At 67.3% G+C, this 23,224-nt stretch carries 21 protein-coding genes; 10 read left to right on the top strand and 11 right to left on the bottom strand.

Annotated features, from left to right (window positions below):
* The first annotated feature begins 216 nt into the window (after positions 1-216).
* On the top strand, positions 217-1,785 hold the full coding sequence (locus tag IFT71_RS10655) for a peptide chain release factor 3 (RefSeq protein WP_192140716.1): 1,569 nt from the start codon (positions 217-219) through the stop codon (positions 1,783-1,785).
* Positions 1,786-1,846: 61 nt separating this feature from the next.
* Here IFT71_RS10655 and IFT71_RS10650 read toward each other — a convergent pair whose 3' ends face one another.
* The 5 genes from IFT71_RS10650 to rpmF all read right to left on the bottom strand — a co-directional run bounded on the left by IFT71_RS10650 (position 1,847) and on the right by rpmF (position 4,809).
* Positions 1,847-2,206 carry a MerR family transcriptional regulator gene (locus IFT71_RS10650; RefSeq protein ID WP_056673414.1) on the bottom strand — a complete coding sequence of 120 codons (360 nt, stop codon included), beginning with the start codon at positions 2,204-2,206 and terminating at the stop codon, positions 1,847-1,849.
* An 8-nt stretch (positions 2,207-2,214) separates the two neighbouring features.
* Positions 2,215-2,514, bottom strand: coding sequence for an integration host factor subunit alpha (locus tag IFT71_RS10645; RefSeq protein WP_031395326.1), 300 nt, complete (start codon positions 2,512-2,514; stop codon positions 2,215-2,217).
* Positions 2,515-2,608: 94 nt separating this feature from the next.
* Positions 2,609-3,577 (bottom strand): beta-ketoacyl-ACP synthase III, encoded by a 969-nt coding sequence (locus tag IFT71_RS10640; protein ID WP_107930921.1) that lies wholly within the window; start codon positions 3,575-3,577, stop codon positions 2,609-2,611.
* A complete protein-coding gene (gene plsX, locus IFT71_RS10635) occupies positions 3,574-4,602 on the bottom strand; it encodes a phosphate acyltransferase PlsX (protein ID WP_031395324.1) in 1,029 nt (342 codons plus the stop codon). The genes IFT71_RS10640 and plsX overlap by 4 nt, the downstream gene beginning before the upstream one ends.
* Positions 4,603-4,629: 27 nt before the next feature.
* On the bottom strand, positions 4,630-4,809 hold the full coding sequence (gene rpmF, locus IFT71_RS10630; RefSeq protein ID WP_031438822.1) for a 50S ribosomal protein L32: 180 nt from the start codon (positions 4,807-4,809) through the stop codon (positions 4,630-4,632).
* Between the two features lie 207 nt (positions 4,810-5,016).
* On the opposite strand from rpmF, the gene IFT71_RS10625 reads away from it, so the two are divergent.
* Positions 5,017-5,460: an MAPEG family protein gene (locus IFT71_RS10625; protein WP_056406758.1), complete on the top strand. Its 444-nt coding sequence runs from the start codon at positions 5,017-5,019 to the stop codon at positions 5,458-5,460.
* Positions 5,461-5,498: 38 nt separating this feature from the next.
* Positions 5,499-7,118: a M28 family metallopeptidase gene (locus IFT71_RS10620; RefSeq protein ID WP_244654905.1), complete on the top strand. Its 1,620-nt coding sequence runs from the start codon at positions 5,499-5,501 to the stop codon at positions 7,116-7,118.
* 187 nt (positions 7,119-7,305) lie between these two features.
* Here IFT71_RS10620 and IFT71_RS10615 read toward each other — a convergent pair whose 3' ends face one another.
* A complete protein-coding gene (locus IFT71_RS10615) occupies positions 7,306-7,974 on the bottom strand; it encodes an MBL fold metallo-hydrolase (RefSeq protein ID WP_031394761.1) in 669 nt (222 codons plus the stop codon).
* A gap of 80 nt (positions 7,975-8,054) precedes the next feature.
* On the opposite strand from IFT71_RS10615, the gene pabB reads away from it, so the two are divergent.
* The 4 genes from pabB to msrA all read left to right on the top strand — a co-directional run bounded on the left by pabB (position 8,055) and on the right by msrA (position 12,158).
* Positions 8,055-9,815, top strand: coding sequence for an aminodeoxychorismate synthase component I (gene pabB / locus IFT71_RS10610; protein WP_192140712.1), 1,761 nt, complete (start codon positions 8,055-8,057; stop codon positions 9,813-9,815).
* A 50-nt stretch (positions 9,816-9,865) separates the two neighbouring features.
* Entirely contained in the window at positions 9,866-11,065 is a 1,200-nt protein-coding gene (locus IFT71_RS10605; protein ID WP_192140710.1) for a pyridoxal phosphate-dependent aminotransferase, read from the top strand.
* 202 nt (positions 11,066-11,267) lie between these two features.
* On the top strand, positions 11,268-11,414 hold the full coding sequence (locus tag IFT71_RS10600; protein WP_166746496.1) for a hypothetical protein: 147 nt from the start codon (positions 11,268-11,270) through the stop codon (positions 11,412-11,414).
* An 84-nt stretch (positions 11,415-11,498) separates the two neighbouring features.
* On the top strand, positions 11,499-12,158 hold the full coding sequence (gene msrA, locus IFT71_RS10595; RefSeq protein ID WP_192141246.1) for a peptide-methionine (S)-S-oxide reductase MsrA: 660 nt from the start codon (positions 11,499-11,501) through the stop codon (positions 12,156-12,158).
* A 15-nt stretch (positions 12,159-12,173) separates the two neighbouring features.
* On the opposite strand, the gene pdeM is transcribed toward msrA, so the two are convergent.
* Positions 12,174-12,869 carry a ligase-associated DNA damage response endonuclease PdeM gene (gene pdeM, locus IFT71_RS10590; RefSeq protein WP_192140708.1) on the bottom strand — a complete coding sequence of 232 codons (696 nt, stop codon included), beginning with the start codon at positions 12,867-12,869 and terminating at the stop codon, positions 12,174-12,176.
* Positions 12,870-12,993: 124 nt separating this feature from the next.
* Between pdeM and IFT71_RS10585 the strand changes: the two genes are divergently transcribed.
* Entirely contained in the window at positions 12,994-14,958 is a 1,965-nt protein-coding gene (locus IFT71_RS10585) for a potassium transporter Kup (protein ID WP_042466152.1), read from the top strand.
* Between the two features lie 159 nt (positions 14,959-15,117).
* Here IFT71_RS10585 and IFT71_RS10580 read toward each other — a convergent pair whose 3' ends face one another.
* From IFT71_RS10580 to IFT71_RS10570, 3 genes are all read right to left on the bottom strand, one after another.
* Positions 15,118-16,497 carry a M20/M25/M40 family metallo-hydrolase gene (locus tag IFT71_RS10580; protein WP_244654864.1) on the bottom strand — a complete coding sequence of 460 codons (1,380 nt, stop codon included), beginning with the start codon at positions 16,495-16,497 and terminating at the stop codon, positions 15,118-15,120.
* 92 nt (positions 16,498-16,589) lie between these two features.
* Positions 16,590-17,561 carry an aspartyl protease family protein gene (locus IFT71_RS10575; protein WP_192140705.1) on the bottom strand — a complete coding sequence of 324 codons (972 nt, stop codon included), beginning with the start codon at positions 17,559-17,561 and terminating at the stop codon, positions 16,590-16,592.
* Positions 17,562-17,627: 66 nt separating this feature from the next.
* Positions 17,628-20,051 (bottom strand): ligase-associated DNA damage response DEXH box helicase, encoded by a 2,424-nt coding sequence (locus IFT71_RS10570; RefSeq protein WP_192003305.1) that lies wholly within the window; start codon positions 20,049-20,051, stop codon positions 17,628-17,630.
* A gap of 101 nt (positions 20,052-20,152) precedes the next feature.
* Here IFT71_RS10570 and IFT71_RS10565 point away from each other — a divergent pair, with 101 nt between their 5' ends.
* Entirely contained in the window at positions 20,153-20,758 is a 606-nt protein-coding gene (locus IFT71_RS10565; RefSeq protein WP_192140704.1) for a hypothetical protein, read from the top strand.
* Between the two features lie 68 nt (positions 20,759-20,826).
* A complete protein-coding gene (locus IFT71_RS10560; protein ID WP_031438833.1) occupies positions 20,827-21,825 on the top strand; it encodes a ligase-associated DNA damage response exonuclease in 999 nt (332 codons plus the stop codon).
* Here the strand turns inward: IFT71_RS10560 and IFT71_RS10555 are convergent.
* Positions 21,822-23,213: a DUF418 domain-containing protein gene (locus tag IFT71_RS10555; RefSeq protein WP_192140703.1), complete on the bottom strand. Its 1,392-nt coding sequence runs from the start codon at positions 23,211-23,213 to the stop codon at positions 21,822-21,824. The genes IFT71_RS10560 and IFT71_RS10555 overlap by 4 nt on opposite strands.
* Between the last annotated feature and the right edge of the window lie 11 nt (positions 23,214-23,224).

The following is a 23,224-nucleotide window of genomic DNA, read 5'->3' as shown; positions in this document are numbered from 1 at the left end:
CTTCAGGGGAGGGGTTGGGGTGGGGTATAGCCGCAAGCGCCACGCCCGTGGTGAGACCCCGCCCCCAGCCCTTCCCCTTCAGGGGAGGGGAGCAGCTATCGCCGCGACGGCCCCCCTGTCCTCCGGCCCCCGCATCTGCCAAGAGCGGCAGCATGACCGCCGGACTCCCGGCCCAACCTTCTTTGCGAGCCGCGACAGGCTCCCCGGACCCACGCCATGACCCAATTTCCCCGCCGCACCTTCGCGATCATCTCGCATCCCGATGCCGGCAAGACCACGCTGACCGAGAAGCTGCTCTATTTCGGCGGCGCGATCCATCTTGCGGGCGAGGTGAAGGCGCGCGGCCAGAACCGGCGCGCGCGCTCCGACTGGATGAAGATCGAGCAGCAGCGCGGCATCTCGGTCACCTCGTCCGTCATGACGTTCGAGCGCCAGGGAATCACCTTCAACCTGCTCGATACGCCGGGCCATGAAGACTTTTCCGAGGATACGTATCGCACGCTGACCGCGGTCGACTCGGCGGTCATGGTGATCGACGCCGCCAAGGGCATCGAGCCGCAGACGCGCAAGCTGTTCGAGGTCTGCCGCCTGCGCAACGTGCCGATCATCACCTTCGTCAACAAGGTCGACCGCGAGGGCCGTGACCCGTTCTCGCTGCTCGACGAGGTGGCCGAGATGCTCCAGCTCGACGTCTGCCCGATGAGCTGGCCGGTCGGCATGGGCGGCGAGTTCGAGGGCGTTTACGATCTCTACGCCAATACCTTGAGCCGCCCCGAAGGCGACAGCCGCGAGTTCATGGGCAAGGCGATCCCGTTCGCGGGTATCGACGACCCCAAGCTCGCCGAGATCCTCAGCCCCGAAGGGATCGTCCGCCTCTCCGACGAGGCCGAACTCGCACAGGGCGGCTATTCGAGCTTCGACGCCGACGCCTATCGCGCAGGCAATCTGACGCCGGTGTATTTCGGCTCGGCACTCAAGGATTTCGGTGTCGCCGAACTGATCGCCGCGCTCGCCGACTACGCCCCGCCACCGCGCGCGCAGCCTGCCGAGCCCGCCCCCATCTCGCCCGACGAAAGCGAAGTCACCGGCTTCGTGTTCAAGGTGCAGGCCAACATGGACCCCAACCACCGCGATCGCATCGCGTTCATGCGGCTATGCTCGGGCGTGTTCAAGCGCGGCATGAAGCTGACCCCCACGGGTCACGGCAAGCCGATCGCGGTCCACTCGCCGATCCTGTTCTTCGCGCAGAACCGCGAGCTGGCGGACGAGGCGTTTCCGGGCGACATCATCGGCATCCCCAACCACGGCACGCTGCGCGTCGGCGATACGCTGAGCGAACGCGCCGCGATCCGCTTCACCGGGCTGCCGAACTTCGCGCCCGAAATCCTGCGCCGCGTCGTGCTGAAGGATTTCACCAAGACTAAGCAGTTGCGAAAAGCCCTCGACGACATGGCGGAGGAGGGGGTGACGCAGGTCTTCTACCCCGACATCGGCTCGAACTGGATCATCGGCGTCGTCGGGCAGCTCCAGCTCGAGGTGCTGCTCTCGCGGCTCGACGCGGAGTATAAGGTCGCGGCGGGGCTCGAACCCGCGCCCTACGAGACCGCACGCTGGATATCGGCGGAGGACCCGCAGGAGCTCAAGACCTTCGCCGAAATCAACCGCGGCGCAATGGCGAAGGATCGCGACGGGAACCCGGTGTTCCTCGCCAAGAGCGCGTGGGAAGTGAACTATATTGCCGACCGCTATTCGAAGATCCGCTTCGCCGCGACCCGCGAACGGTAAGGGACCGCCGTCGATCGTCATCCCCGCCCGCGCGAGGATGACGAACCGGCAGGCATGCGGATCAATCCGCGGCCAGGGCCTCGGCGAGCATGTCGCGGATCGCGCGCAGTGCCGTGATCGGCGTCTCGGCGGGCGCAACGATCTCGGCAGCGACCGCGGGCGGTGCGCCCTTTTCGGCGGCCAGCAGCTGCTGGACGCCGCGCACGGTATAGCCGTCGCGATTGAGCAGCTGGTCGATCCGGCGCACCAGCGCGACGTCCTCGACGCGGTAATAGCGACGATTCCCGGCACGCTGGAGCGGTCGGAGCTGGGGAAAACGCGTTTCCCAGTAGCGCAGGATATGCTGTGGCAAGCCGGTATCGTTCGACAGTTCGCCGATGGTCCGGAATGCGGTACTGGCCTTGCCGGAACTGTCCGGCATCGCGTGCCTCAGCCTGCGCCGACGATGCGTTCGCGCATCATCTGGCTTGCGCGGAACGTCAGCACGCGGCGCGGTGCGATCGGCACCTCGACGCCCGTCTTGGGGTTGCGACCGATGCGCTCACCCTTGTCGCGCAGGACGAACGTACCAAAGCCCGAAATCTTGACATTCTGCCCGCTGGTCAGCGCTTCGCACATCTCGGTCAGGATCTGTTCGACGACTTTAGAAGCATCCGATCGCGAAAGTCCGATTTCGCGATGAAGCGATTCGGCTAGATCGGCTCGTGTCAGCGTACCCGTCATTGTCATTCCGAAACTCCCACACCCATTGCGGTACCTACACAAGCAGCGTGATCATCGGAAGAGCTTTATCGGACAAATTGCAACTGGCTTTCAGTTGCGTTTAGAAGCGGATGACCGCCGCACCCCAAGTAAAGCCGCCACCCATCGCCTCGAGCACGACGATCTGGCCCTGCTGGATCCGTCCGTCACGGACTGCCACGTCGAGCGCGAGCGGTACCGACGCCGCGGAGGTGTTGGCATGCTGGTCGACGGTGACGACGACACGCTCCGGGGCAAGGCCCAGCTTGCGCGCGGTCGCGTCGAGGATCCGGGCATTCGCCTGATGCGGCACGACCCAGTCGACCTGGTCCGCGGACAAGCCCGCCATCGCCAGCGATTCGGTCATGACGGCGGCGAGGTTGGTCACCGCGTGACGAAACACCTCGCGGCCCTTCATCCTGAGCTTGCCGACCGTCCCGGTGGTCGAGACGCCGCCATCGACATAGAGAAGCTGGTTGTGCCGCCCATCGGCGTGCAGCTTGGTGGTCAGGATGCCGCGTCCGCCCTCATCGGCGGTGTCCTGCGCCTCGAGCACGATCGCGCCCGCGCCGTCGCCGAACAGGACGCAGGTCGTGCGATCCTCCCAGTCGAGGATCCGGCTGAACGTCTCGGCGCCGATCACCAGCGCGCGCTTGGCGACGCCGCTGCGGATCATGCTGTCGACGACCTGGACCGCGTAGAGAAAGCCCGAGCAGACCGCGGCGACGTCGAACGCGACGCAGTCGTCGATGCCGAGCATCGCCTGCACCTTGGTGGCGCTGGCGGGGAAGGTCTGGTCGGGCGTCGCGGTGGCGAGCACGATCAGGTCGATGTCCTGCGCGTCCACGCCTGCTGCAGCGAGAGCCGCGCGGCAGGCGTCGGCGGCCAGAGTCGCGGTCGTCTCGCCTTCGCCGGCGATATGGCGGAACCGGATGCCGGTGCGCTCGACGATCCATTCGTCGCTGGTGTCGACCTGTTCCGCCAGCTGCGCATTCGAGACGCGGCGGACCGGCAGAGCCGATCCGGTGCCGGTAATGACCGAACGGATCATGCGGCTTCCTTGACGTTGCCCAGATCGTCGCTGATCCGGCGGACGAGGTCGTTTCTCACCATCTTGGCGGCATTGCCGATCGCCGTCGCCACGCCGCGCTCATTGGCGCCGCCATGGCTTTTGACGACGATGCCGTTGAGCCCGAGAAACACCGCGCCGTTGTGATTATTGGGATCGAGATGATCGCGCAGCAATTCGGTCGCGGGCTTCGAAATCAGGAAGCCGAGCTTCGACCGGACCGAGCTGCGGAATGCGCGCTTGAGCAGGTCGGCGACGAATCGCGCGGTGCCCTCGGCGGTCTTGAGCGCGATATTGCCCGAAAAGCCGTCACACACGACGACATCGACATCGCCACGCGACAGTCGGTCGCCTTCGATGAAGCCAGTGAAGTCCATGTCGAGCTTGGGCGTCGCGCGTAGCATGGCGGCGGCCTCGCGAATCTCGTCGGTGCCCTTCATGTCCTCGCTGCCGATATTGAGCAGCGCGACACGCGGATGCGCGATGTCGAGCGCGGTCCGTGCATAGGCGCCGCCCATGATCGCGAACTGGACGAGGTTGCGCGCATCGCACTCGGTATTCGCACCGAGGTCGAGCATCACCATGTCGGTGTCGCCAAGCGTCGGAAGACGCGCGGCGAGCGCCGGGCGATCGATGCCCGGCAGGGTCCTGAGCGACAGCTTCGCCATCGCCATCAGCGCGCCGGTATTGCCACTCGAGACCGCGGCTGCGGCCCGCCCCTTTTTGACGAGATCGATGGCGATGCCCATCGATGTCGTCTTGGCGCGACGAATCGCCTGGCTCGGCTTGTCGCTCGAGCCAACCACCTCGGGGGCGTGGACGATCTCGGAGTTGAGTTCGAGATTCGGATGGGCTTTCAGCCCGTCGCGAATCGCGGTTTCGTCACCGACCAGCAGGAAATGCATGCCATCAAACTGGCGTCGCGCGCGCGCGACACCCGCCAGCATTACCGCCAGCCCGTCATCGCCACCCATCGCATCGACGGCGATCCAGGCGCTGTCGGGCATGCTCACGTCCTTCGCTCAGGTAAGGGCTCAGCCCTCGACCGAAAGGATTTCGCGACCGTTATAGTGGCCGCAAGACGTGCAGAGGTTGTGCGGGCGCTTGAGTTCGCCACAGTTCGGGCACTCCTGAAATGCCGCGATCGTCAGCGAATCGTGGCCACGGCGCATGCCGCGCTTGGAGGGCGAGGTTTTTCTCTTGGGGACGGCCATTTCGGCACCTTGTTCTTTATAAAGGTCGGGGCTCCGATAGGCCCGGACGAAGGAGTCGGCAACCGACTGTTAAGGTCGGCCGCGTGAGCTACCATACGGCCTGACGCATCGCGAAGCGTGGCGCTATAGCGATAATCGCCTGCGTTGCAAGCATGGTGGCACAGTGGCACGACCCGCGCACACCGGAAACATCGAGGAATAAGCTGCATGATCCTGCCCGTAACCCTGACGATCGCCGCCGCGGCCGCGGTCATCAATCTCTGGCTGGCCTTCCGGATCGTGCCGACTCGCCTCAAGGACAATGTCCTGCTGGGCGACAATGGCAATCCGGTCCTGCAGGGGCGGATGCGGGCGCAGGCGAATTTCGTCGAATATGCGCCCTTCATCCTGATCTTGTTCGCGCTGATCGAACTGGGCGGCGGATCTCCCCGCTGGTTGTGGATCGCGGGAGTCGTTTTCGTTGTCGCGCGAATCGCGCACGCCTTCGGCATGGACAAGACGACGTCGAACCTGCCGCGCGCGGGTGGCGCACTCGCGACCTGGGCGCTGATGGCGCTGCTCGCGGGCTGGGCCCTCGCGATCGCCTATCAGGCCGGTGCCACGCCGTCGGTCACGACGTTCCAGACCGCACCGATCGAGGGTCGCGCATGAGCATCGTCCAGAATGTCGCCGCCCTCCTCGCCACGCCGATGCTGCTCGCGGTCGCGACGCCCGGCCTTGCGAAGGACGGCCTGGCGCAGGACGCCATCTCGCCCGAGCATCTGTCCGCCGATGTCAGGACGCTGGCGTCGGACGCGTTCGAGGGCCGGGCCCCGGGAACCGCAGGCGAAACCAGGACGATCGACTGGCTCATCGCGCAGTTCAAGGCGATGAAGCTGTCGCCGGGCGGGCCGGACGGCAGCTGGACGCAGGCGGTGCCGCTGGTCCACACGCGCCTGGGGCAGGGCAGCGTGCGCGCCGGGGCCACGCCGCTGGTCCAGGGCCGCGACGTCTATCTCAGCACGGTGCGCGGGGTCGACCGCGTCGCGATCGCGGACGCGCCGATGGTCTTTGTCGGCTACGGCGTCACCGCGCCCGAACGCGGCTGGGACGACTTCAAGGGTCTCGACCTCAAGGGCAAGGTTGCGGTCTTCCTGGTCAACGACCCCGATTTCGAGGCGGTGGCGGGCGATGATGCCAAGGGCCGGTTCGGCGATCGGCGCATGACCTATTACGGACGCTGGACCTACAAGTTCGAGGAGGCCGCGCGGCGCGGCGCGGTGGCGGCGCTGATCGTCCACGACACGCCGGGTGCCGGTTATGGCTGGGCGACGGTCACCGCACCCGCGGGCGAGAATTACGACATCATGCGCGAGGATCCGGCCTCGCGCGTGCTGCTGCAGGGGTGGATCGAAGGGGCCGCCGCAACCCGGCTCTTTGCCGCCTCCGGTCTCGACCTTGCCACGTTGCGCAAGGCCGCGCGGCGCAGCGATTTCCGCCCCGTCGCGCTGAAGCAGCGGTTCACGACCGACCTTCCCGTCCGTCATGACACGGCGGAGAGCCGCAACGTGCTGGCGATGCTGCCCGGCAAGACCCGTCCCGACGAAGTGGTGATGTTCGGGGCGCACTGGGATGCGTATGGCGTCGGCGCGCCCGACGCGCAGGGGCGCACGATCCGGCCGGGTGCCAATGACGATGCGCTCGGCGTCGCGGGCGTGCTCGGCCTTGCCCGCAGCTTTGCCGCCGCGCCGCGCACCGATCGCAGCCTCGTCTTCGCGTTGTGGAGCGGGGAGGAGCGGGGGCTGCTCGGGTCGGAAACCTATGCGGTGAAGCCCGTCTATCCCGCGGCGAAGACGGTCGCCAACCTGACGCTCGACATTCTCCAGACGGCGGGGCCGGCGCGCGACGTCCTGCTGGTCGGCGCGGGCCAGAACAGCCTCGAGGACATGCTGGGCGATGCGGCGAAGGCGCAGGGCCGTGTCGTAACCCCCGAAGCCCTCCCCGAACGGGGGCTGTTCTACCGCGCGGATCATTTCTCGGTCGCGCGGCGCGGCGTGCCGACGCTGTTGCTGATGGCGATCAGCGGTGCGTCCGACCTCGTGACCGGTGGTCGCCCGGCGGGGCAGGCGTGGCTCGACGGCTATATGAAATGCTATCACCAGACGTGCGACGCCTGGAGTGCGGACTGGGATCTGCGCGGCGCGGCGCAGGATGTCGGTCTGTTCCAGACGATCGGCACGAAGCTGGCGAACAGCCGGCTCTGGCCGAAGTGGCGCGACGACTCCGAGTTCAAGTCGGTCCGGGCTGAAAGCGCGGGGGAGCGGAAGTAGGACTCAGCCCACACTGGCTACCACCCCGGCGAAGGCCGGGGTCCAGTTGGGAAGGTTGCAGTAACGGCGCGCTACCTCCGCCAATCTTGGTCCCCCAACTGGGCCCCGGCCTTCGCCGGGGTGGGGTGATTGGCGCGTTGGACATCTGCTTCCCGGTGTTCTCCCGCCTCCGCGGGAGAACAGGGACCTACGCCGCCAGCGCCCGATCGCTCACGAACAGGTTCGTCGCGCGCTCATGCGCGAACGTGCTCGCCGGGCCGTGACCCGGGATGAAGCTCGTGTCGCTGCCCAGCGGCCACAGCTTCTCGACGATCGACGACAGCAGCACCCGGTGATTGCCGCCGGGCATGTCCGATCGTCCGACCGACCCCTGGAACAGCACGTCGCCGACCTGCGCGAATTTCGATGGCGCGTGATGGAAGATCACATGGCCTTCGGTGTGCCCTGGCGTTTCGTAGACATCGAGAACGAGATCGCCGACCGACACCCGGTCGCCCTCGACCAGCCACCGGTCGGGTTCGAAATTGACGCCGGCGATCCCGTATTTCGGCCCGTCCTGGTCGAGCCGCTGGAGCCAGAAGCGGTCGGCCTCGTGCGGCCCCTCGATCGGCACCGCCAGATCGTCGGCTAGCGCCTTCGCCTCGCCGGCATGGTCGATATGCCCGTGCGTCAGCAGGATCTTCTCGACCGTCACGCCCGCCTCCGCGATCGCCGCCTTGATTCGCGGCAGGTCGCCGCCGGGATCGACCACCGCCGCCTTCATCGTCGCGGTGCACCACAGCAACGTGCAGTTCTGCTGGATCGGCGTGACGGGGATGATCGCGGCACGCAGCGGCGGCAGGGAGGTCTTTGTCATTCCGGCAAAATAGGGCGGCGGGCGGTTTCGGGCAATCGCCGCTTGCGGTTTGCCTGCCGCCCCGTGCATCAGTCGGCACGATGTGGACTGCGCCCTTCGTGCTGCTTGATGATGCCCGGGAGGCGGGGGCCCCCGCGCGCCTGTACGATCGGCCTGTCCGGGTCGTTCGCGCGGACACCCCCGATGCCGTGCAACCGGCACTTGCCGAGATCCGCCGCGGACTGGCCGAGGGGCTGCATGCCGCGGGGATGCTGGCCTACGAAGCGGGGATGACGTTCGCGTCGCGTGCGGTCGATGCCGGCCCGCCGGACGGCCCGTTGCTGTGGTTCGGCCTGTTCGAGCGCTACGAGACGATCCCCGCGGCGGCGCTGCCCGCGCTGTTGCCCGATCCTGCCGGGATCTGGGTCGGGCCGCCGCAGCCGCAGATCGACCGCGAGGCCTATGATGCGCGAATCGCACGGCTGCTCGCGCTGATCGCGGCGGGCGACATCTATCAGGCCAATCTGACCTTTGCCGCGACCGTACCGTTCATCGGCGATCCCCGCGCGCTCTATGCCCGCCTCAGACACCAGGCGCGCGCCGGCTATGGCGCGCTGATCGACACGGGCGACGAGACCTGTCTGTCGCTGTCGCCCGAACTCTTCTTCACGCTCGAGGGCGATCGGCTGACCTGTCGGCCGATGAAGGGCACCGCGCCACGCGGCGCCACGCCCGACGTCGATCGCCGCCTTGCCGAGGAGCTGGCCGCCGATCCGAAGCAGCGCGCGGAAAATCTGATGATCGTCGACCTGATGCGCAACGATCTGTCGCAGGTCGCGCAGGGTGTCTCGGTCCCCGACCTGTTCACGGTGGAGACCTATCCAACCGTCCACCAGATGACCTCGACGGTGGCAGCGCGGCTGACCCCCGGTCGCGATGCGATCGATGTGCTCGCCGCGCTGTTCCCCTGCGGCTCGATCACCGGCGCGCCCAAGCAGCGCGCGATGGAGGTCATCGCAGAGGTCGAGCAGGCCCGCCCCCGCGGCCTCTATACCGGCGCGATCGGCCGGTTCGATCCGAGTGGCGACGCCGCGCTGAACGTCGCGATCCGCACGCTGACGGTGCGCGACGGTGGCGCGGTGATGGGGCTCGGCTCGGGGATCGTCGCGGACAGCGTCGCCGACCAGGAATGGCAGGAATGCGCGGACAAGGCGGCCTTCGTCACCGCCGGACAGCGCAAGCTGGACCTGATCGAGACGATGGCGTTCGACCCCGAACATGGGGTGATGCGGCTCGAACTGCATCTCGCCCGGCTGACCGCGAGTGCTGCGGCGCTGGGGTTCAGCTTCGATCGTCACGCGGTTCGGAACGAGCTGCAGGCGGCGACCTTCCGGTTGCGCGGTCCGCGGCGGATCCGGCTGGTCGTCGCGGCATCGGGCGCGGTCGCGATCCAGGTCGGTCCGTTGCCGGTCACGCCCGCGCAGATGACGGTGGCGATCGTCCCGCTGCCCGTCGCGCCCGCCGATATCCGGCTGCGCCACAAGACCAGCGACCGCGCCTTTTACGACGACGCGCGGCGTGCCGCGGGCACCACCGAAGTGGTGTTCGAGGGGCCCGACGGCTTCCTGACGGAGGGGAGCTTCACCTCGCTGTTCGTGCCGCGCGACGGGGTGCTGGTGACCCCGCCTGTGGGCGCGCTGATCCCCGGCGTGCTGCGCGCCGATCTGCTCGCCAGCGGCCAGGCGGTCGAGGGACGGTTGACGCGCGCCGACCTCGCCAACGGGTTCCGTATGGGAAATGCGGTGCGCGGGCTCGTTCCGGCCGTTGTTGCGGTTGCGAAATCAGGCGATCGCGGCGTATAGCCCGCGCGAATTCCGCAGGCGCCGCTGCGGTCAACCGCAGAGGTTTCACCATGCACGCATCCGCCGCCCTTGGCCGCATCAGCCCTTCGCCGACCCTCGCGATCACGTCGCGTGTGCTCGAACTGAAGCGCGCCGGCGTCGACGTGATCGGGCTGGGGGCGGGCGAGCCTGATTTCGACACGCCCGATTTCGTCAAGGAGGCCGCGATCCAGGCGATTCGCGACGGCAAGACGAAATACACCAATGTCGACGGCACGATCGAGCTGAAGCAGGCGATCGCCGCCAAGTTCGCGCGCGACAACGGCCTGACCTATGCGACCGACCAGATCAGCGTGAACGTCGGCGGCAAGCACACCCTGTTCAACGCGATGGTCGCGACGATCGACCCGGGCGACGAGGTCGTGATCCCCGCGCCCTATTGGGTCAGCTATCCCGACGTCGTGCAGTTCGCCGGCGGCGTGCCGGTGATCGTCAAGGCCGGCCCCGAGGTCGGCTACAAGCTCGCACCCGAGGCGCTCGACGCCGCAATCACACCCAGGACCAAGTGGGTGATCCTCAACTCGCCGTCGAACCCGACCGGCGCCGGCTACACGATCGACGAGCTGAAGGCTCTGGGCGCGGTGCTCGCGAAGCACCCGCATGTCTGGATCTTCGCCGACGATATGTACGAGCATATCGTCTATGACGGCTTCAGGTTCGCGACGATCGCCGAGGCCTGCCCCGAGCTGTTCGAGCGCACGCTGACCGTCAATGGCTGTTCGAAGGCCTATGCGATGACCGGCTGGCGGATCGGCTATGCGGGCGGCGCAAGCTGGCTGATCAAGGCGATGGCCAAGCTCCAGTCGCAGTCGACCTCGAACCCGTGCTCGATCGCGCAGGCCGCCGCCGTTGCCGCACTGAACGGCGACCAGTCGTTCCTCGCCGAGCGCAACACCGCCTTCCAGGGCCGCCGCGATCTGGTCGTGAAGATGCTGAACGAAATCGACGGCATGGAATGCCCGACGCCCGAGGGGGCGTTCTATGTCTATCCGTCGTTCGCCGCGCTGATCGGCAAGTCGACGCCGAACGGTCGGCTGATCGATACCGACGAGGCGATGGTCGGCTATCTGCTCGACGATGCCAAGGTCGCGGTCGTTCAGGGCGCGGCGTTCGGCCTCAGCCCGGCGTTCCGGATCAGCTATGCCACGTCGGACACGCTGCTGCGCGAGGCCTGCACGCGGATCCAGACCGCCTGCGCCGCGCTGCGCTGATCCGGCACGCCCGGCAACATCGTGGACATGCCCGGACATCCGCCAGCAACCCTGCTGGCGGATGAACGGATTGGCCACATCGCGTTAATCGACCGTTTCATAAAACGGCATTGTGAAGACGCGGCATCCCCACGACATGCTGGGTCGTAGCTGACGTGATCCACCGGGATCACGCCAAGTCTGATTTCAACAGGAGCGCATGATGCGCAATCTTATCAAGTCGAGCTTTCTCTGGCAGTTTACTGGCGGTTTTGTTCTGGGTGCGCTGGGTCTCCTTGCGTTCCAGCCCGCCGAGGCAACGCAGCCGGTGTATGGCGCGCCCGTGCACACCGCTCCCGCCCAGCGCTGAGCCTGCAGGATCCCGGTGATCGGTCGCCGAAAGGCATTCCGCGCCGGGGCTGGAAACGTCATCGAGACGCCCCACATGATCAACATGCACACGCCCCTTTTCGCAACGCTCGCCGCCGTCGGACTCGCCGGTGCGGTCATCGCCACCGGTTCTGCGCAGGCAGAGCGCGCGGTCATCATCCCGGCCGCGACCGTCGACGTCCCGCGGACGGGCGGCCTGCAGACCGCGGTGCTGGCGGGCGGCTGCTTCTGGGGGCTCGAGGCGGTGTTCGAGCATGTCCGCGGCGTCAAGGGCGTGACCGCAGGCTATGCCGGCGGGACCAAGGCGACCGCGAATTACGAGCAGGTGTCGAGCGAAACCACGCGGCATGCCGAGGCGGTGCGGATCAGCTATGATCCCCGCGTCGTGAGCTATGCCACGCTGCTGCGCGTCTATTTTTCGATCGCGCATGATCCGACGCAGCTGAACCGGCAGGGCCCCGACAGCGGCACCAGCTATCGCTCCGCGATCTTCCCGCAGTCCCCGCAGCAGGCGCAGGTCGCACGCGCCTATATCTCACAACTCGGTCAGACGCGGGCGTTCGCGCGGCCGATCGTCACGACGCTGGAAACCGGCAGCTTCTATCCCGCCGAAGCCTATCATCAGAACTTTTTCGACCGGAATCCGACGCATCCCTACATCGTCGCCTGGGACAAGCCCAAGCTCGCGGCGTTCCGCAAGGCCTTCCCGACGATCGCCAGCTGACGCCGGCTGATCGCTTTAGGCAGACACGGCGATCCGCGTGTCCGGTCGCTGCGCGGCGACCGGAAAGCGCAGCATCCGGTCCGCGACCGGCAACAGCGCCTGCGCACCAGGACCCACCGCGCGGATGATCTCGGGATGGTCGACGTCCAGCCCGCCCGTCAGTGATCCGAAGGCGGGCAGGATCAGCTTGCTCTCCGTCGCGACGAAGCACCGCCGCGCGACTTGCTTGCCGCGCAGCCGAAGCCGCAATTTTGGATGGAAATGGCCCGAGAGTTCGGGTCGGGTTTCACGGGGATCGGCCTCGTGGCGCAGTACCAGGCCATCGACACAGGCCTCGTCGACGACCGTTCCACCGCACCGGTCGAGGATCATCGGGTCATGATTGCCCGTGATCCAGGTCCAGTGCGTCTTTTGCGTCATGGCGCGCAGCATCTCCTGCGCGCGCTGCGGCAGCCGGACGCAGCCGTCGTTGTCATGGAAACTGTCGCCGAGACACCAGATCTCGGTCGCGCCGGTCGCATCGAGCACGGCGGCGAGTTCGGTCAAGGTCGCGATCGAATCATAAGGTGGCAGCATCTGGCCACGGCTGGCGAACCAGCTCGCCTTCTCGAAATGCAGGTCGGCGACCAGCAAGGCGTGTCGCGCGGGCCAGTAAACCGCACCTGCCGCCAGCCCCGAAAGCGTGTGTCCGCCGAACGAAAAGGGAACCATCAGGTGGCCATGCCGTCGGTCGACGTTCGAATCAAGCGATTGTGCAGCGCAGCGTCGAACACTTGCGCATGGCTGCAATCGGCGTAAAGCGCGCCGTCCCATCAGGAGGAGCGCTTTTCGCGCCATGTCGTCCGTCGCCGGAACACCCCAGCCCGCTGAAACGTCCACCGATCTGTCGGCGGCGCATCTTCACCCGCACCCGGCGCTTGCCGCGCTGACCGTGGGGGCGATCGGCGTGGTGTTCGGCGATATCGGCACCAGCCCGCTCTATGCCTTCCGCGAAGCGCTCGGCCAGAGTGCGGCGGGCGGTATCGATCCGAGCGAGATTCTCGGCGTGCTCAGCCTGGCGCTGTGGTCGCTGTTCCTCGTCGTCACCGTGAAATACGTCATCTTCCTGATGCGCGCGGACAATCAGGGCGAGGGCGGCGTGCTTGCGCTCGCGGCGCTCGCGCGGCGCGCGCTGGGGGTCCGGTCGAAGATCGCGATCGTGCTCGGGGCCGCCGGCGCGTCGCTGTTCTACGGCGATGCGATCATCACGCCGGCCCTGTCCGTCCTCTCGGCAATGGAAGGGCTGCGCACGATCCCGAGCGCGGCGCACATCTTCAACGAAGGCGTGGTGCGCGCGTTGACGATCGCCATTCTCATCGTCCTGTTCGTGATCCAGTCGCGCGGGACGGCGCATGTCTCGAAGCTGTTCGGTCCGGTCTGCATCGTCTGGTTCGTCGCGATCGGTGCGCTGGGCGTGTGGCATATTGCCGACGAGCCCTCGATCGTCCGTGTTTTCTCGCCGACCTACGGCGTCGCGTTTCTCGCGACCCACGGCGTCACCGGGCTGTTCGTGCTCGGCGCGGTGTTCCTGACCGTCACCGGCGCCGAAGCGCTGACCGCGGACATGGGCCATTTCGGCAAGATGCCGATCCGGATCGGCTGGTTCTTCCTGGTCTTTCCGGCGCTCGCGCTCAACTATCTCGGGCAGGGCGCGTTTGCGCTGTCGCAGCTCGAGGATGCCGCGCGTCGGGGCGTCCCGTTCGTCAATCAGGACTGGTTCTTCCTGATGGCACCCGAATCGCTGCGCCCCGCGCTGATCATTCTCGCGGGCTTCGCGACGGTCATCGCCAGCCAGGCGGTGATCACCGGTGCGTTCAGCCTGACGCAGCAGGCGATCCAGCTCGGCCTGCTGCCGCGGCTGCGCATCCGCCAGACCTCGGCGGTGTTTGCGGGGCAGATCTACCTGCCCGCGATCAACTGGCTGCTGCTGATCGGCGTGCTGGTCCTGGTGATCCAGTTCAAGACCTCGTCGGCGATGGCCGCCGCGTACGGTATCGCGGTGACCGGCACGATGGTCGTCACCACGCTGCTCGCCTACATCGTCGTGCGCCACCGCTGGAACTGGTCGCGGCCGCTGGCGCTCGCCGCGATCCTGCCGTTCCTGACGCTCGACCTGATCTTCTTCGGCGCGAACATCCTGCGCGTGATCGAGGGCGGCTGGGTGCCGCTGGTGATCGCGGCGTCGATCGGGCTGATCATCTTCACCTGGGTGCGCGGCAAGAAAATCGTCAGCGCGTTCGAGAAGCGGCAGAGCATCCCGCTCAGCGATCTCGCCGCCGCGCTCGAGAAGCGCCCGCCCGAACGCGTATCGGGGACCGCGGTGTTCCTCACCGCCAATCCGCACGCCACGCCCGGCGCGCTGCTCCACAACCTGAAGCACAATAAGGTTCTGCACGAGCGCAACCTGATCGTCAGCATCCGCACCGCGGATCGCCCGTTCGTCGATCAGGCGGGCCGCGCCAAGGTCGAGCGGGTCGACGACAATTTCTCGATCGTCGTGCTGACCTACGGTTTCATGGAATCGCCCGACGTGCCGCGCGACCTTGGTGTCGGCGCGAAGACCGAGCAGCTCGGGCTCGACCCGATGCGGACGTCGTTCTTCATCGGCCGCAACACGCTCAAGCCCGACGCGGAAAAGGGCATGCCGCCCTGGCAGGACCGGATCTTCATGTTCCTGCAACGCAACGCGAGCGATCCGACCGATTTCCTGCGGATCCCGCCGGGCAAGGTGCTCGAACTCGGCGAACAGGTCACCGTCTGATCTCCCTCTCCCCCTAGGGGAGAGGGAAGGGGCCCGCACGGCGAAGCCGGGTGGGAAGGGTGAGGGGAGTGTGGCTCGGGACCCTGTCCCAATACCCCTCACCCTTCCGTCGCGCGCGGCTCCTCCCTCCCTCTCCCCCAAGGGGAAAGGGATTCAGCGTCATCCCGCGAACGCCTTGACCAGATCGTACAGATAGTCGCGGCCGTCATAGAGCGACGCGATCCGGATCCGTTCGTTCAGGCCGTGGATCCCGCCCATGTCCTTGTCGATGAACACGCCCGGTGCGCCGTAGACCGGGATGCCGATCGCCTCGAAGAAGATACCGTCGGTCGCGCCGGTCGACATCAGCGGCAGGATCGGCAGGCCGGGGAAGTGCTTGGCCGCGACCTTCGTCACCGGGCCCATGATCTTGGGATCGAGCGTCGGCGGGATCGCGGTCGGTCGGACCGGCTGGTTCGCGGTCACGCTCACCTTGGCACCCGCGAGCGACTTCAGCTTGGCGAGCGTGCCGTCGACCGTCTCGCCGGGGAAGATCCGGCAGTTCACATTCGCGGTGGCGCGCTGCGGCAGCGCGTTTTCGGCATGGCCCGCGCTCAGCAGCGTCGCGACACAGGTGGTGCGCAGCGTCGAATGCATCGCCTTGTCGCGGCTGACGATCGCGTCCGCCGCCTTGTCCTGCGGGTTGGCGAGCAGGCGCGTGATCGCGTCGCCCATCGTGCCCGGCATCGCCTTTGCACTCGCGGCGAAGAAGGCGCGCGTCGTGTCGGTGAAGGTCACGGGGAATTCATGGTTCTGCACCGCCTTCACCGCGTCCGCGAGTTCGTATATCGCATTGTCGGGCGTCGGCTGCGAGCTGTGCCCGCCGGGGTTGGTCGCGGTGAAGGTGTAATTCTGCGCGGCCTTTTCACCGACCTGGATCGCCAGCAGCTGGCGCTTGCCAGTATCGTCGAGCCGCCCGCCGCCGCCCTCGTTCAACGCGAATTCGGCGGCAATCAGGTCGGGCTTGCTCGCGGCGAGATATTGCGCGCCGTTCCACGCAAAGGTCGTCTCCTCGCCACAGGTCAGCGCGAGCTTGATCGTCCGCTTCGGCGTGTAGCCCGATGTCTTGAAGCGGATCATCGCGTCGGACCAGATCGCCGCCTGCGCCTTGTCGTCGACGGTGCCGCGCGCATAATAATAGCCGCCCTCCTCGATCAGCGTGAAGGGATCGCGCACCCAGTCCTCGCGCTTGGCCTCGACGACGTCGAGATGGCCGAGCAGCAGCATCGGCTTGATCGACGCGTCCGACCCCTTCAGCACCGCGACCAGCCCGCCATCCTTGGGATGCTTGGGCACCGAGAAATAGGTGATGTCGGCATCGGCATAGCCCGCACTTTTCAGCCGCGCGCCGATCTGCGCCGCGGCCTGTGTGCAGCTGCCCGAGGACAGCGTCGTGTTGGTCTCGACCAGCTCCTTGTAGAGACCGAAGAACGCCTTCTGGTCGGGGCGGCTCTGCGCAAATCCCGTACCGGGCATGGTGATGACACTGGCCGTCAGCATCACTCCCGCCATCACCCTGCTTACTGCGCGCATCGTCGTCCCCTTGATCGTTTATTGCAGCAGCGTTGCAGCGAATGATCGATCACGCAACCTCAACGCGGCGTGACATTGCGCGGAAGGGCAAGCCGCACCTCGCGATTGGCAAAGTCGATGTCGACGCGGCGGAACAACGTCAGCGCATCCATGCCGAGCAGGATCGCGGGCCGTTCCGCCAGCCCGAACTGGCGAAAGGGCGGGGCGTCGACGGCCGTCAGCGCGATCGGCAGGCTGGTGATCGTCAGGCTGCCGATCATGACGCGATCGATCATCGAATAGTCCGCCATCACCGTCTGTCCGGTGACACCGGTCAGCGCGATCGATTGCGACCGGACCGGCTTGCGCAACAGCTTGCGGCGCAGTGCGGCATTGCCCATGCTGACCGACGACCCGGTATCGATGATCACGCGGATCCGGACGCCGTTGCAATAGGCGTCGGTGACGACAAGCTGGCCGAACAGGCTGCGCGCCCGGACCACGATCTCGCCCCGCTCGGTTCGCTCGCGGCGGTTGCGCCGGCGGGCGGGCGTCACGGTCATCGTGCGGGTGTCGAAATCGATTCCCACCGCGCGTCCCTGCAGCGTGTCGATCCCCAGCAGCCCCAGCGCACCCAGATTCTGCGCGGCGATCGCGGGCGCTTCGATTGCCGGGGTGTCGATCGTGCCGACCCGCAGCGCCGGGATGATCACGGTCGCGACGCTGTCCGATCCGGTCATGCCCGTGACGCGGACGATCCGGCCGGGCGCAAGCCGCAACACCGCCGCAAGCTCGCGCGAGATCACGGTGCGTTGCGCGCCGGTATCGACGACGAACTTCTGCGGACCGGTGCCCGCGATCGACACGGGCACCGTCATCCTGCTCTCGTCCTGCCCGAACAGCATCACCGTGTTTGCTGCAGATGCTGCATCATCGACCGGTGCAGCATAAGCGGGCGGGGCGGCGGCTTGCGGGGTAGCGTCCGGGGCAGACTGCTGGGCCGCAGCCGGGGCAGCGATGATGAGCAACACCGGGCCTGACCACCTGCGCATGACCCGATGCTGCGCCCGAAACCGACGGACGACAAGTCGTTCGTCCCTGGTTCGTCTCGCGTCCGTTCAGTCGATCCGCATCGCCTCGGCCGCCAGCGCCTCCGCCTCGATCAGCAGGGCGTCGTCGGACGTGTTGGTGGCGACCTTCTCGCGCCCGATCAGCGTCAGGATCGGCACCGCGAGCGGCGTCACGCGTTCGAGATCGACATGCAGCATCGTTTCTGCCGCGCGGTCGAGCAGCCCGGCCAGGCGGCCGACATCGGTCATCCGCGCCCGCGCATCCGCCCAGGCCGCCTCGAGCAGCAAATGCGTCGGCTCGTATTTGCGCAGCACGTCATAGATCAGGTCGGTCGAGAAGGTGACCTGGCGCCCCGTCTTGCGCTTGCCGGGATGCTGGCGCTCGACCAGCCCGCCGATCACCGCGACCTCGCGAAACGCACGTTTGAGCAGGTGCGATTGCTGCACCCAGTCGACGAACTCATGTTCGAGGATATCGGCGGAGAACAGCGATGCCGGGTCGGTGATCTTGTCGATCCCGTATACCGCCAGCGCATAGTCGTTCGCGACGAAGCCGAGCGGTTTGAGCCCCTGCGTCTCCATTCGCCGGGTGATCAGCATGCCGAGCGACTGGTGCGCGTTCCACCCCTCGAAGCTGTAGGCGACCATGTAATGCCGCCCCTCACGCGGGAAGGTCTCGACCAGCAGCTGCCCGGGTTCGGGCAGGACCGAGCGCAGCCGCTGATATTCGAGCCATTCACGCACATCGTCGGGAAACCGCGCCCATTCGCCGGGATGCGCCAGGAACCCGCGGACGCGGTCGGCGAGGTTGGTCGACAGCGGCATCCGGCTGCCGCCATAGGTCGGGATCCGCGCCGGCTTGGACGTCGCGCGGACGACGAGGTCCTCGGTGTCCATCTTGATGACCTCAAGGCTGAGCCCGGCGAAGAAGAAGGTGTCGCCGGGGCTGAGCTGCGCCGCGAAGCCTTCCTCGACGCGGCCGAGCGCGCGGCCATTGCCGAACCGGACGTTGAGCATCGTCGCCTCGACGATGATCCCGGCGTTCAGCCGGTGCTGGCCGATGAACTTGGGGTGGCTGATCCGCCATGTGCCGTCCGCATCCTGCGTCAGCCGCTTGAACCGGTCATAGGCCTTGAGCGCATAGCCGCCGTCGCTGATGAAGCCGAGCACGCGCGAGAAGGTCTCGGCTGGCAGCGCCGAATAAGGGAGGGCCGAGCGGACCTCGTCGAGCAGGTCCTCCTCGCGGAACGGCGCGGCGCAGGCGCACGCCATCACATGCTGCGCCAGCACGTCGAGCGCGCCGACGCGGAACAGGTCGGGATCGAGTTCGCCCGCCTCGACCGCGTCCAATGCGGCGCGCGCCTCGAGATATTCGAACCGGTTGCCGGGGACGAGGATCGCCTTGCTCGCCTCGTCGAGCCGGTGATTGGCGCGGCCGATCCGCTGGAGCAGCCGCGACGAACCCTTGGGTGCGCCCATCTGGATCACGCAGTCGACATTGCCCCAGTCGACGCCGAGGTCGAGGCTCGCGGTCGCGACCAATGCGCGCAGCTTGCCCTCCGCCATTGCGCCCTCGACCTTGCGTCGTGCCTCGCGCGCGAGGCTGCCGTGATGGACGCCGATCGGCAGCGTGTTCGCATTCACCTTCCACAGATCCTGGAAGATCAGCTCGGCGAGGCTGCGCGTGTTGCAGAACACGATCGTCGTCGCATGCTTCTCGATCTCCGCCATCACCTGCTCGGCGGCATAGCGGCCCGAATGGCCCGACCAGGGGATGCGCCCCTCGGGCAGCAGGATCGCGATGTCCGGGTCCGCGCCCGCCTCGCCCTGCACCATCGCGACCTGGTCGATATCGCCGTCGGGGGCGAGCCACGCGCGATAGCCGTCGGCATCCGCGACCGTCGCCGACAGCGCGACGCGGCGCATCCCCGGCGAGATTGTCTGCAACCGCGCCATGCACAGCGAAAGTAGGTCGCCGCGCTTGCCGGTTGCAAACGCATGGACCTCGTCGATCACGATCGTGCGGATTCCCTCGAACATCGTGATGCTGTCGGGATAGCTCAGCAGCAGCGAGAGCGATTCGGGCGTCGTCAGCAGGATCTGCGGCGGTTTCACGCGTTGCCGCGCCTTGCGGTCCGACGGCGTGTCGCCGGTGCGCGTCTCGACGCGGATGTCGACGCCCATCTCCTCGATCGGCGTCAGCAGGTTGCGCTGGACGTCGACCGCGAGCGCTTTCAACGGCGAGACATAGAGCGTGTGGAGCCCGCTGGTCGGCTCCTCGATCAACTCGGCGAGCGTCGGCAGGAAGCCGGCGAGCGTCTTGCCCGCACCGGTTGCCGCGACCAGCAGCGCGTGGTGCCCGGCGCGTCCCTGCGCCAGCATGTCGGTCTGATGCCGGCGCGGCCGCCAGCCCCGTGTCGCGAACCAGTCATCAAGTTGGGGGGGAAGGTCGCTCACGGCCTGTTCACGCATGGTCGTCATATGGGTGCACTATGCCGCAACGCCATGGACGGCGCTCACCCGGTCGGCGATTTGTCGGACCATCGATCTGTTTAGCCTGTGAAAGACCAACCTTGTCGATTCTTCGCCATCTCGCGCCGCTGTCCCTGATCGCACTGTTGCCCTTTGCCAATGCGACGGCGGCGACGCAGAAGTTCGTCGGCGCAGGCGGCACGGTTCGCCTCGCCTATCCGTCGAGCCTGACCCCGACGCGCAACTTCGCCGGCCGCGCGTTGATGACCAGTGGCTGGCGGACGATGTGGGACGGCACGCTGCCCGGGCGGGGCGTCGGCATCGTCCGGTTCTGGCAGGTCGCAAAGCCGACCGATGGGCAGGGTCAGGTGACCGAGATGATCCAGGTCGGCTTCAGCCGGAGCACGGCGGTGATTGCACGCTGCACCACCGACGGGCTGACATCGGCGAACAGCCGCCGCCTCGCCGATCGCACGCTCGGCGGCCAGCGCTGGGCGACCTATGAGACGGGCGATGCCGGGATGAGCCAGCAGGTCCGCGCGCTCACGCTGCGCAGCGTCATCGGCGGCACCTGCTACGCGGTCGACCGGATCACCTATGCGGCCAAGGCGGGATCGCCGCCGCCGCGCAATGCACCGACCCAGGCGGTCGCCGCGGCGCGGATGGATGCGATCCTGAAGACGGTCAAGGTCGGCCGGCGCCGCTAGGCGACCGCGCTTGTGCCGCTCCGCCGTTGCGCGTGGCACCGCAGCCGTGGCTCGGGCGTAGTAGCGTGATGGCAAAACTTGGCGACTGGCTCGAACCGCATCCGCACGGCATCCTCGTCAAGCCGATCGACGCGTGGATCGATCCGTCGATCCCGAGCGAAAGGGCGCTCGTCACGCACGGCCATGCGGATCATGCGCGCGGCGGTCATGCTGCGGTCTGGGCGACGCCCGAGACGCTGGCGATCATGGATGCCCGCTATGGTCCGCAATCGGGTCACCCGGTCGCCTATGGCGAGACGATCCGCATGGGCGAGGTCGATATCGGTTTCGTCCCCGCCGGCCATGTCCTGGGTTCGGCGCAGATCGTGCTCGACTATCGCGGCGAACGGGTCGTCGTCTCGGGCGATTACAAGCGGCGGAGCGATCCGACCTGCACGCCGTTCGAGCCCGTCAAATGCGACGTGTTCGTCACCGAGGCGACCTTCGGTTTGCCGGTCTTTCGCCACCCCGATACCGGCGACGAGATCGACAAGCTGATCGCCGCGCTGCACGCCAATCCCGACCGCTGCGTGCTGGTCGGGGCCTATGCGCTCGGCAAGGCGCAGCGCGTGATCGCCGAACTTCGCGCGCGGGGGCACGAGGCGCCGATCTATATCCATGGTGCGCTCCAGCGGCTGTGCGATCTCTACGCCGATCACGGCGTCCGGCTGGGCACCCTGCTGCCGGTTGCGGACGCCAAGAAGGCCGACATGGCGGGGCATGTCGTGATGTGCCCGCCCGGCGCGCTCAACGATCGCTGGTCGCGGCGGCTGCCCGACCCGATCACCGCGATGGCCAGCGGCTGGATGCGCGTCCGCGGGCGCGCGCGGCAGAAGAATGTCGAGCTGCCGCTGATCCTCAGCGACCATGCCGACTGGGACGAGCTCATCGACACGCTCGCCGAGATCGCACCGCGCGAAGTATGGGTCACGCATGGCCGTGAGGACGCGCTCGTCCACTGGTGCATGACCCGCCAGATCAAGGCACGCGCGCTGGCGCTGGTCGGGTTCGAGGACGAGGACGACTAGGCGGATACCGTCCGTGCGGCGTGCACGGCGCGGGGCCTGCGCCACGGCAGCCGACGCCGCTCGAGCAGCGACCGCCACGCCCATTCGACCGGTGCGATATTGAACGCGCGCAGATAGGCATTGGCGAGCCACAACAGGCCGATATTGATCGCCAGCGCGATTCCCATCAGCGCTGCCCAGCCGAACTGGCCGTACAGGGCGAGCGCGAAGGGCGGGAACAGGATCCACAGGCCGATGATCGTCTGCAGGACGTAGAGCGACAACGCGGTCCGGCCGGCGGCGGCGAAAGGCCGCAACAGCCGCGCGCCGACGATCGTCCCGACCAGCAGATGGACAGCGCCGACATGGCCGAGCGTCATCGCCAGCCGGCTGACCTCCGCGGTCGCCCAGAGCGTCTTCGGCGCGGTATCGAAGCGCATCTGCTCCGCCGCGCCGGTCATCCGCAGCGGGATCGCGATCCCGTAGGCGATCAGCGTCATCCGCGCATAGAAGGCGCGCGATCGTCCGCCCTGCAGGATGCCGAGCCTGTACAGCGCCGCGCCGATCAGCATCACGCCCGCCGCTTCCCACACAAACACCAGCTCGAGCCCGCGGCTCTGCAGATAGGCGATGACGCTCCACTGATACGCCGCCCAGGTCTTGAAATTGCCCGTCCGCGCCTTGTCCTCGGCGGCGATCCGCGCGGCATCTTCGGCCTTGGTTTTAGCGCGTCTTGCAGCCCCCTCGGCGACCTTGGTCAGCAGCGTGCGGTCCGCGGCGGTCACCGGTCGCCCGGTGCGCTGCGCGCTCTCGATCGCGGCGACCTGCGCCTGGGTCTGTGCGGTGGACACATAGCCATAGGTGCCACCCGCGAACTGCAGCGCCGCCGCCGACAGGCCGATGGTCAGCAGCAGGCGGGGTCGCAGTCCGCGAAACAGGAAGGCGATCAGCGCCGCGAGGCCATAGGTGTGGAGGATGTCGCCCGGCCACAGCAGGACGAGGATGTGGACCACGCCGAACGCGAACAGCAGCAGGTTGCGCGCATAATAGCGCTTCATCACCACGCGCGTCCCCGCCAGCTCCGCGGCGCGGTCGGTCAGGATCACCATCCCGGCGCCGAACAGCATCTCGAGCATGCAGCGCGCGGTCCCGTTGGCGATCACCTCGCGCAGCCACCAGGCGATCTGGTCCTGCGTAGTCCAGCCGAAATGCCGGATATCGTCGAACGACGCGTAGAGCGACCCGCCCATGTCGTTGATGTTCATGAACAGGATGCCCAGGATCGCGATCCCGCGCAGGATATCGAGAACCGCGATGCGCGGCGCGCCATCGGGCTCGGCCGCGGTCATCGGTGGCGACGTCGCGACGCGCTCGGCGTCGCCATCACGGCTGGCGGAAAGGTCGTTCATCGGTCTGGGCC

This window comes from Sphingomonas sp. CFBP 13733, from assembly GCF_014841795.1.
GTDB classification, from domain to species: Bacteria; Pseudomonadota; Alphaproteobacteria; order Sphingomonadales; family Sphingomonadaceae; genus Sphingomonas; species Sphingomonas aerolata.
Note: the sequence above shows the minus strand (reverse complement) of the source record. Positions and strands in the feature narration are given on the sequence as shown.

Bases quoted from the DNA above. Each gene is read 5' to 3' on its own strand.
- IFT71_RS10615 (WP_031394761.1), bottom strand. From the start codon at position 7,974: ATGACAAAGACCTCCCTGCCGCCGCTGCGTGCCGCGATCATCCCCGTC.
- IFT71_RS10585 (WP_042466152.1), top strand. From the start codon at position 12,994: ATGTCGTCCGTCGCCGGAACACCCCAGCCCGCTGAAACGTCCACCGAT.
- rpmF (WP_031438822.1), bottom strand. From the start codon at position 4,809: ATGGCCGTCCCCAAGAGAAAAACCTCGCCCTCCAAGCGCGGCATGCGC.
- IFT71_RS10600 (WP_166746496.1), top strand. From the start codon at position 11,268: ATGCGCAATCTTATCAAGTCGAGCTTTCTCTGGCAGTTTACTGGCGGT.
- pdeM (WP_192140708.1), bottom strand. From the start codon at position 12,869: ATGGTTCCCTTTTCGTTCGGCGGACACACGCTTTCGGGGCTGGCGGCA.
- IFT71_RS10605 (WP_192140710.1), top strand. From the start codon at position 9,866: ATGCACGCATCCGCCGCCCTTGGCCGCATCAGCCCTTCGCCGACCCTC.
- IFT71_RS10640 (WP_107930921.1), bottom strand. From the start codon at position 3,577: ATGATCCGTTCGGTCATTACCGGCACCGGATCGGCTCTGCCGGTCCGC.
- plsX (WP_031395324.1), bottom strand. From the start codon at position 4,602: ATGCCCGACAGCGCCTGGATCGCCGTCGATGCGATGGGTGGCGATGAC.
- IFT71_RS10555 (WP_192140703.1), bottom strand. From the start codon at position 23,213: ATGAACGACCTTTCCGCCAGCCGTGATGGCGACGCCGAGCGCGTCGCG.
- IFT71_RS10570 (WP_192003305.1), bottom strand. From the start codon at position 20,051: ATGCGTGAACAGGCCGTGAGCGACCTTCCCCCCCAACTTGATGACTGG.
- IFT71_RS10625 (WP_056406758.1), top strand. From the start codon at position 5,017: ATGATCCTGCCCGTAACCCTGACGATCGCCGCCGCGGCCGCGGTCATC.
- IFT71_RS10650 (WP_056673414.1), bottom strand. From the start codon at position 2,206: ATGCCGGACAGTTCCGGCAAGGCCAGTACCGCATTCCGGACCATCGGC.
- IFT71_RS10620 (WP_244654905.1), top strand. From the start codon at position 5,499: ATGCTGCTCGCGGTCGCGACGCCCGGCCTTGCGAAGGACGGCCTGGCG.
- IFT71_RS10655 (WP_192140716.1), top strand. From the start codon at position 217: ATGACCCAATTTCCCCGCCGCACCTTCGCGATCATCTCGCATCCCGAT.
- IFT71_RS10575 (WP_192140705.1), bottom strand. From the start codon at position 17,561: ATGCGCAGGTGGTCAGGCCCGGTGTTGCTCATCATCGCTGCCCCGGCT.
- pabB (WP_192140712.1), top strand. From the start codon at position 8,055: ATGTGGACTGCGCCCTTCGTGCTGCTTGATGATGCCCGGGAGGCGGGG.
- IFT71_RS10645 (WP_031395326.1), bottom strand. From the start codon at position 2,514: ATGACAATGACGGGTACGCTGACACGAGCCGATCTAGCCGAATCGCTT.
- msrA (WP_192141246.1), top strand. From the start codon at position 11,499: ATGCACACGCCCCTTTTCGCAACGCTCGCCGCCGTCGGACTCGCCGGT.
- IFT71_RS10560 (WP_031438833.1), top strand. From the start codon at position 20,827: ATGGCAAAACTTGGCGACTGGCTCGAACCGCATCCGCACGGCATCCTC.
- IFT71_RS10580 (WP_244654864.1), bottom strand. From the start codon at position 16,497: ATGCTGACGGCCAGTGTCATCACCATGCCCGGTACGGGATTTGCGCAG.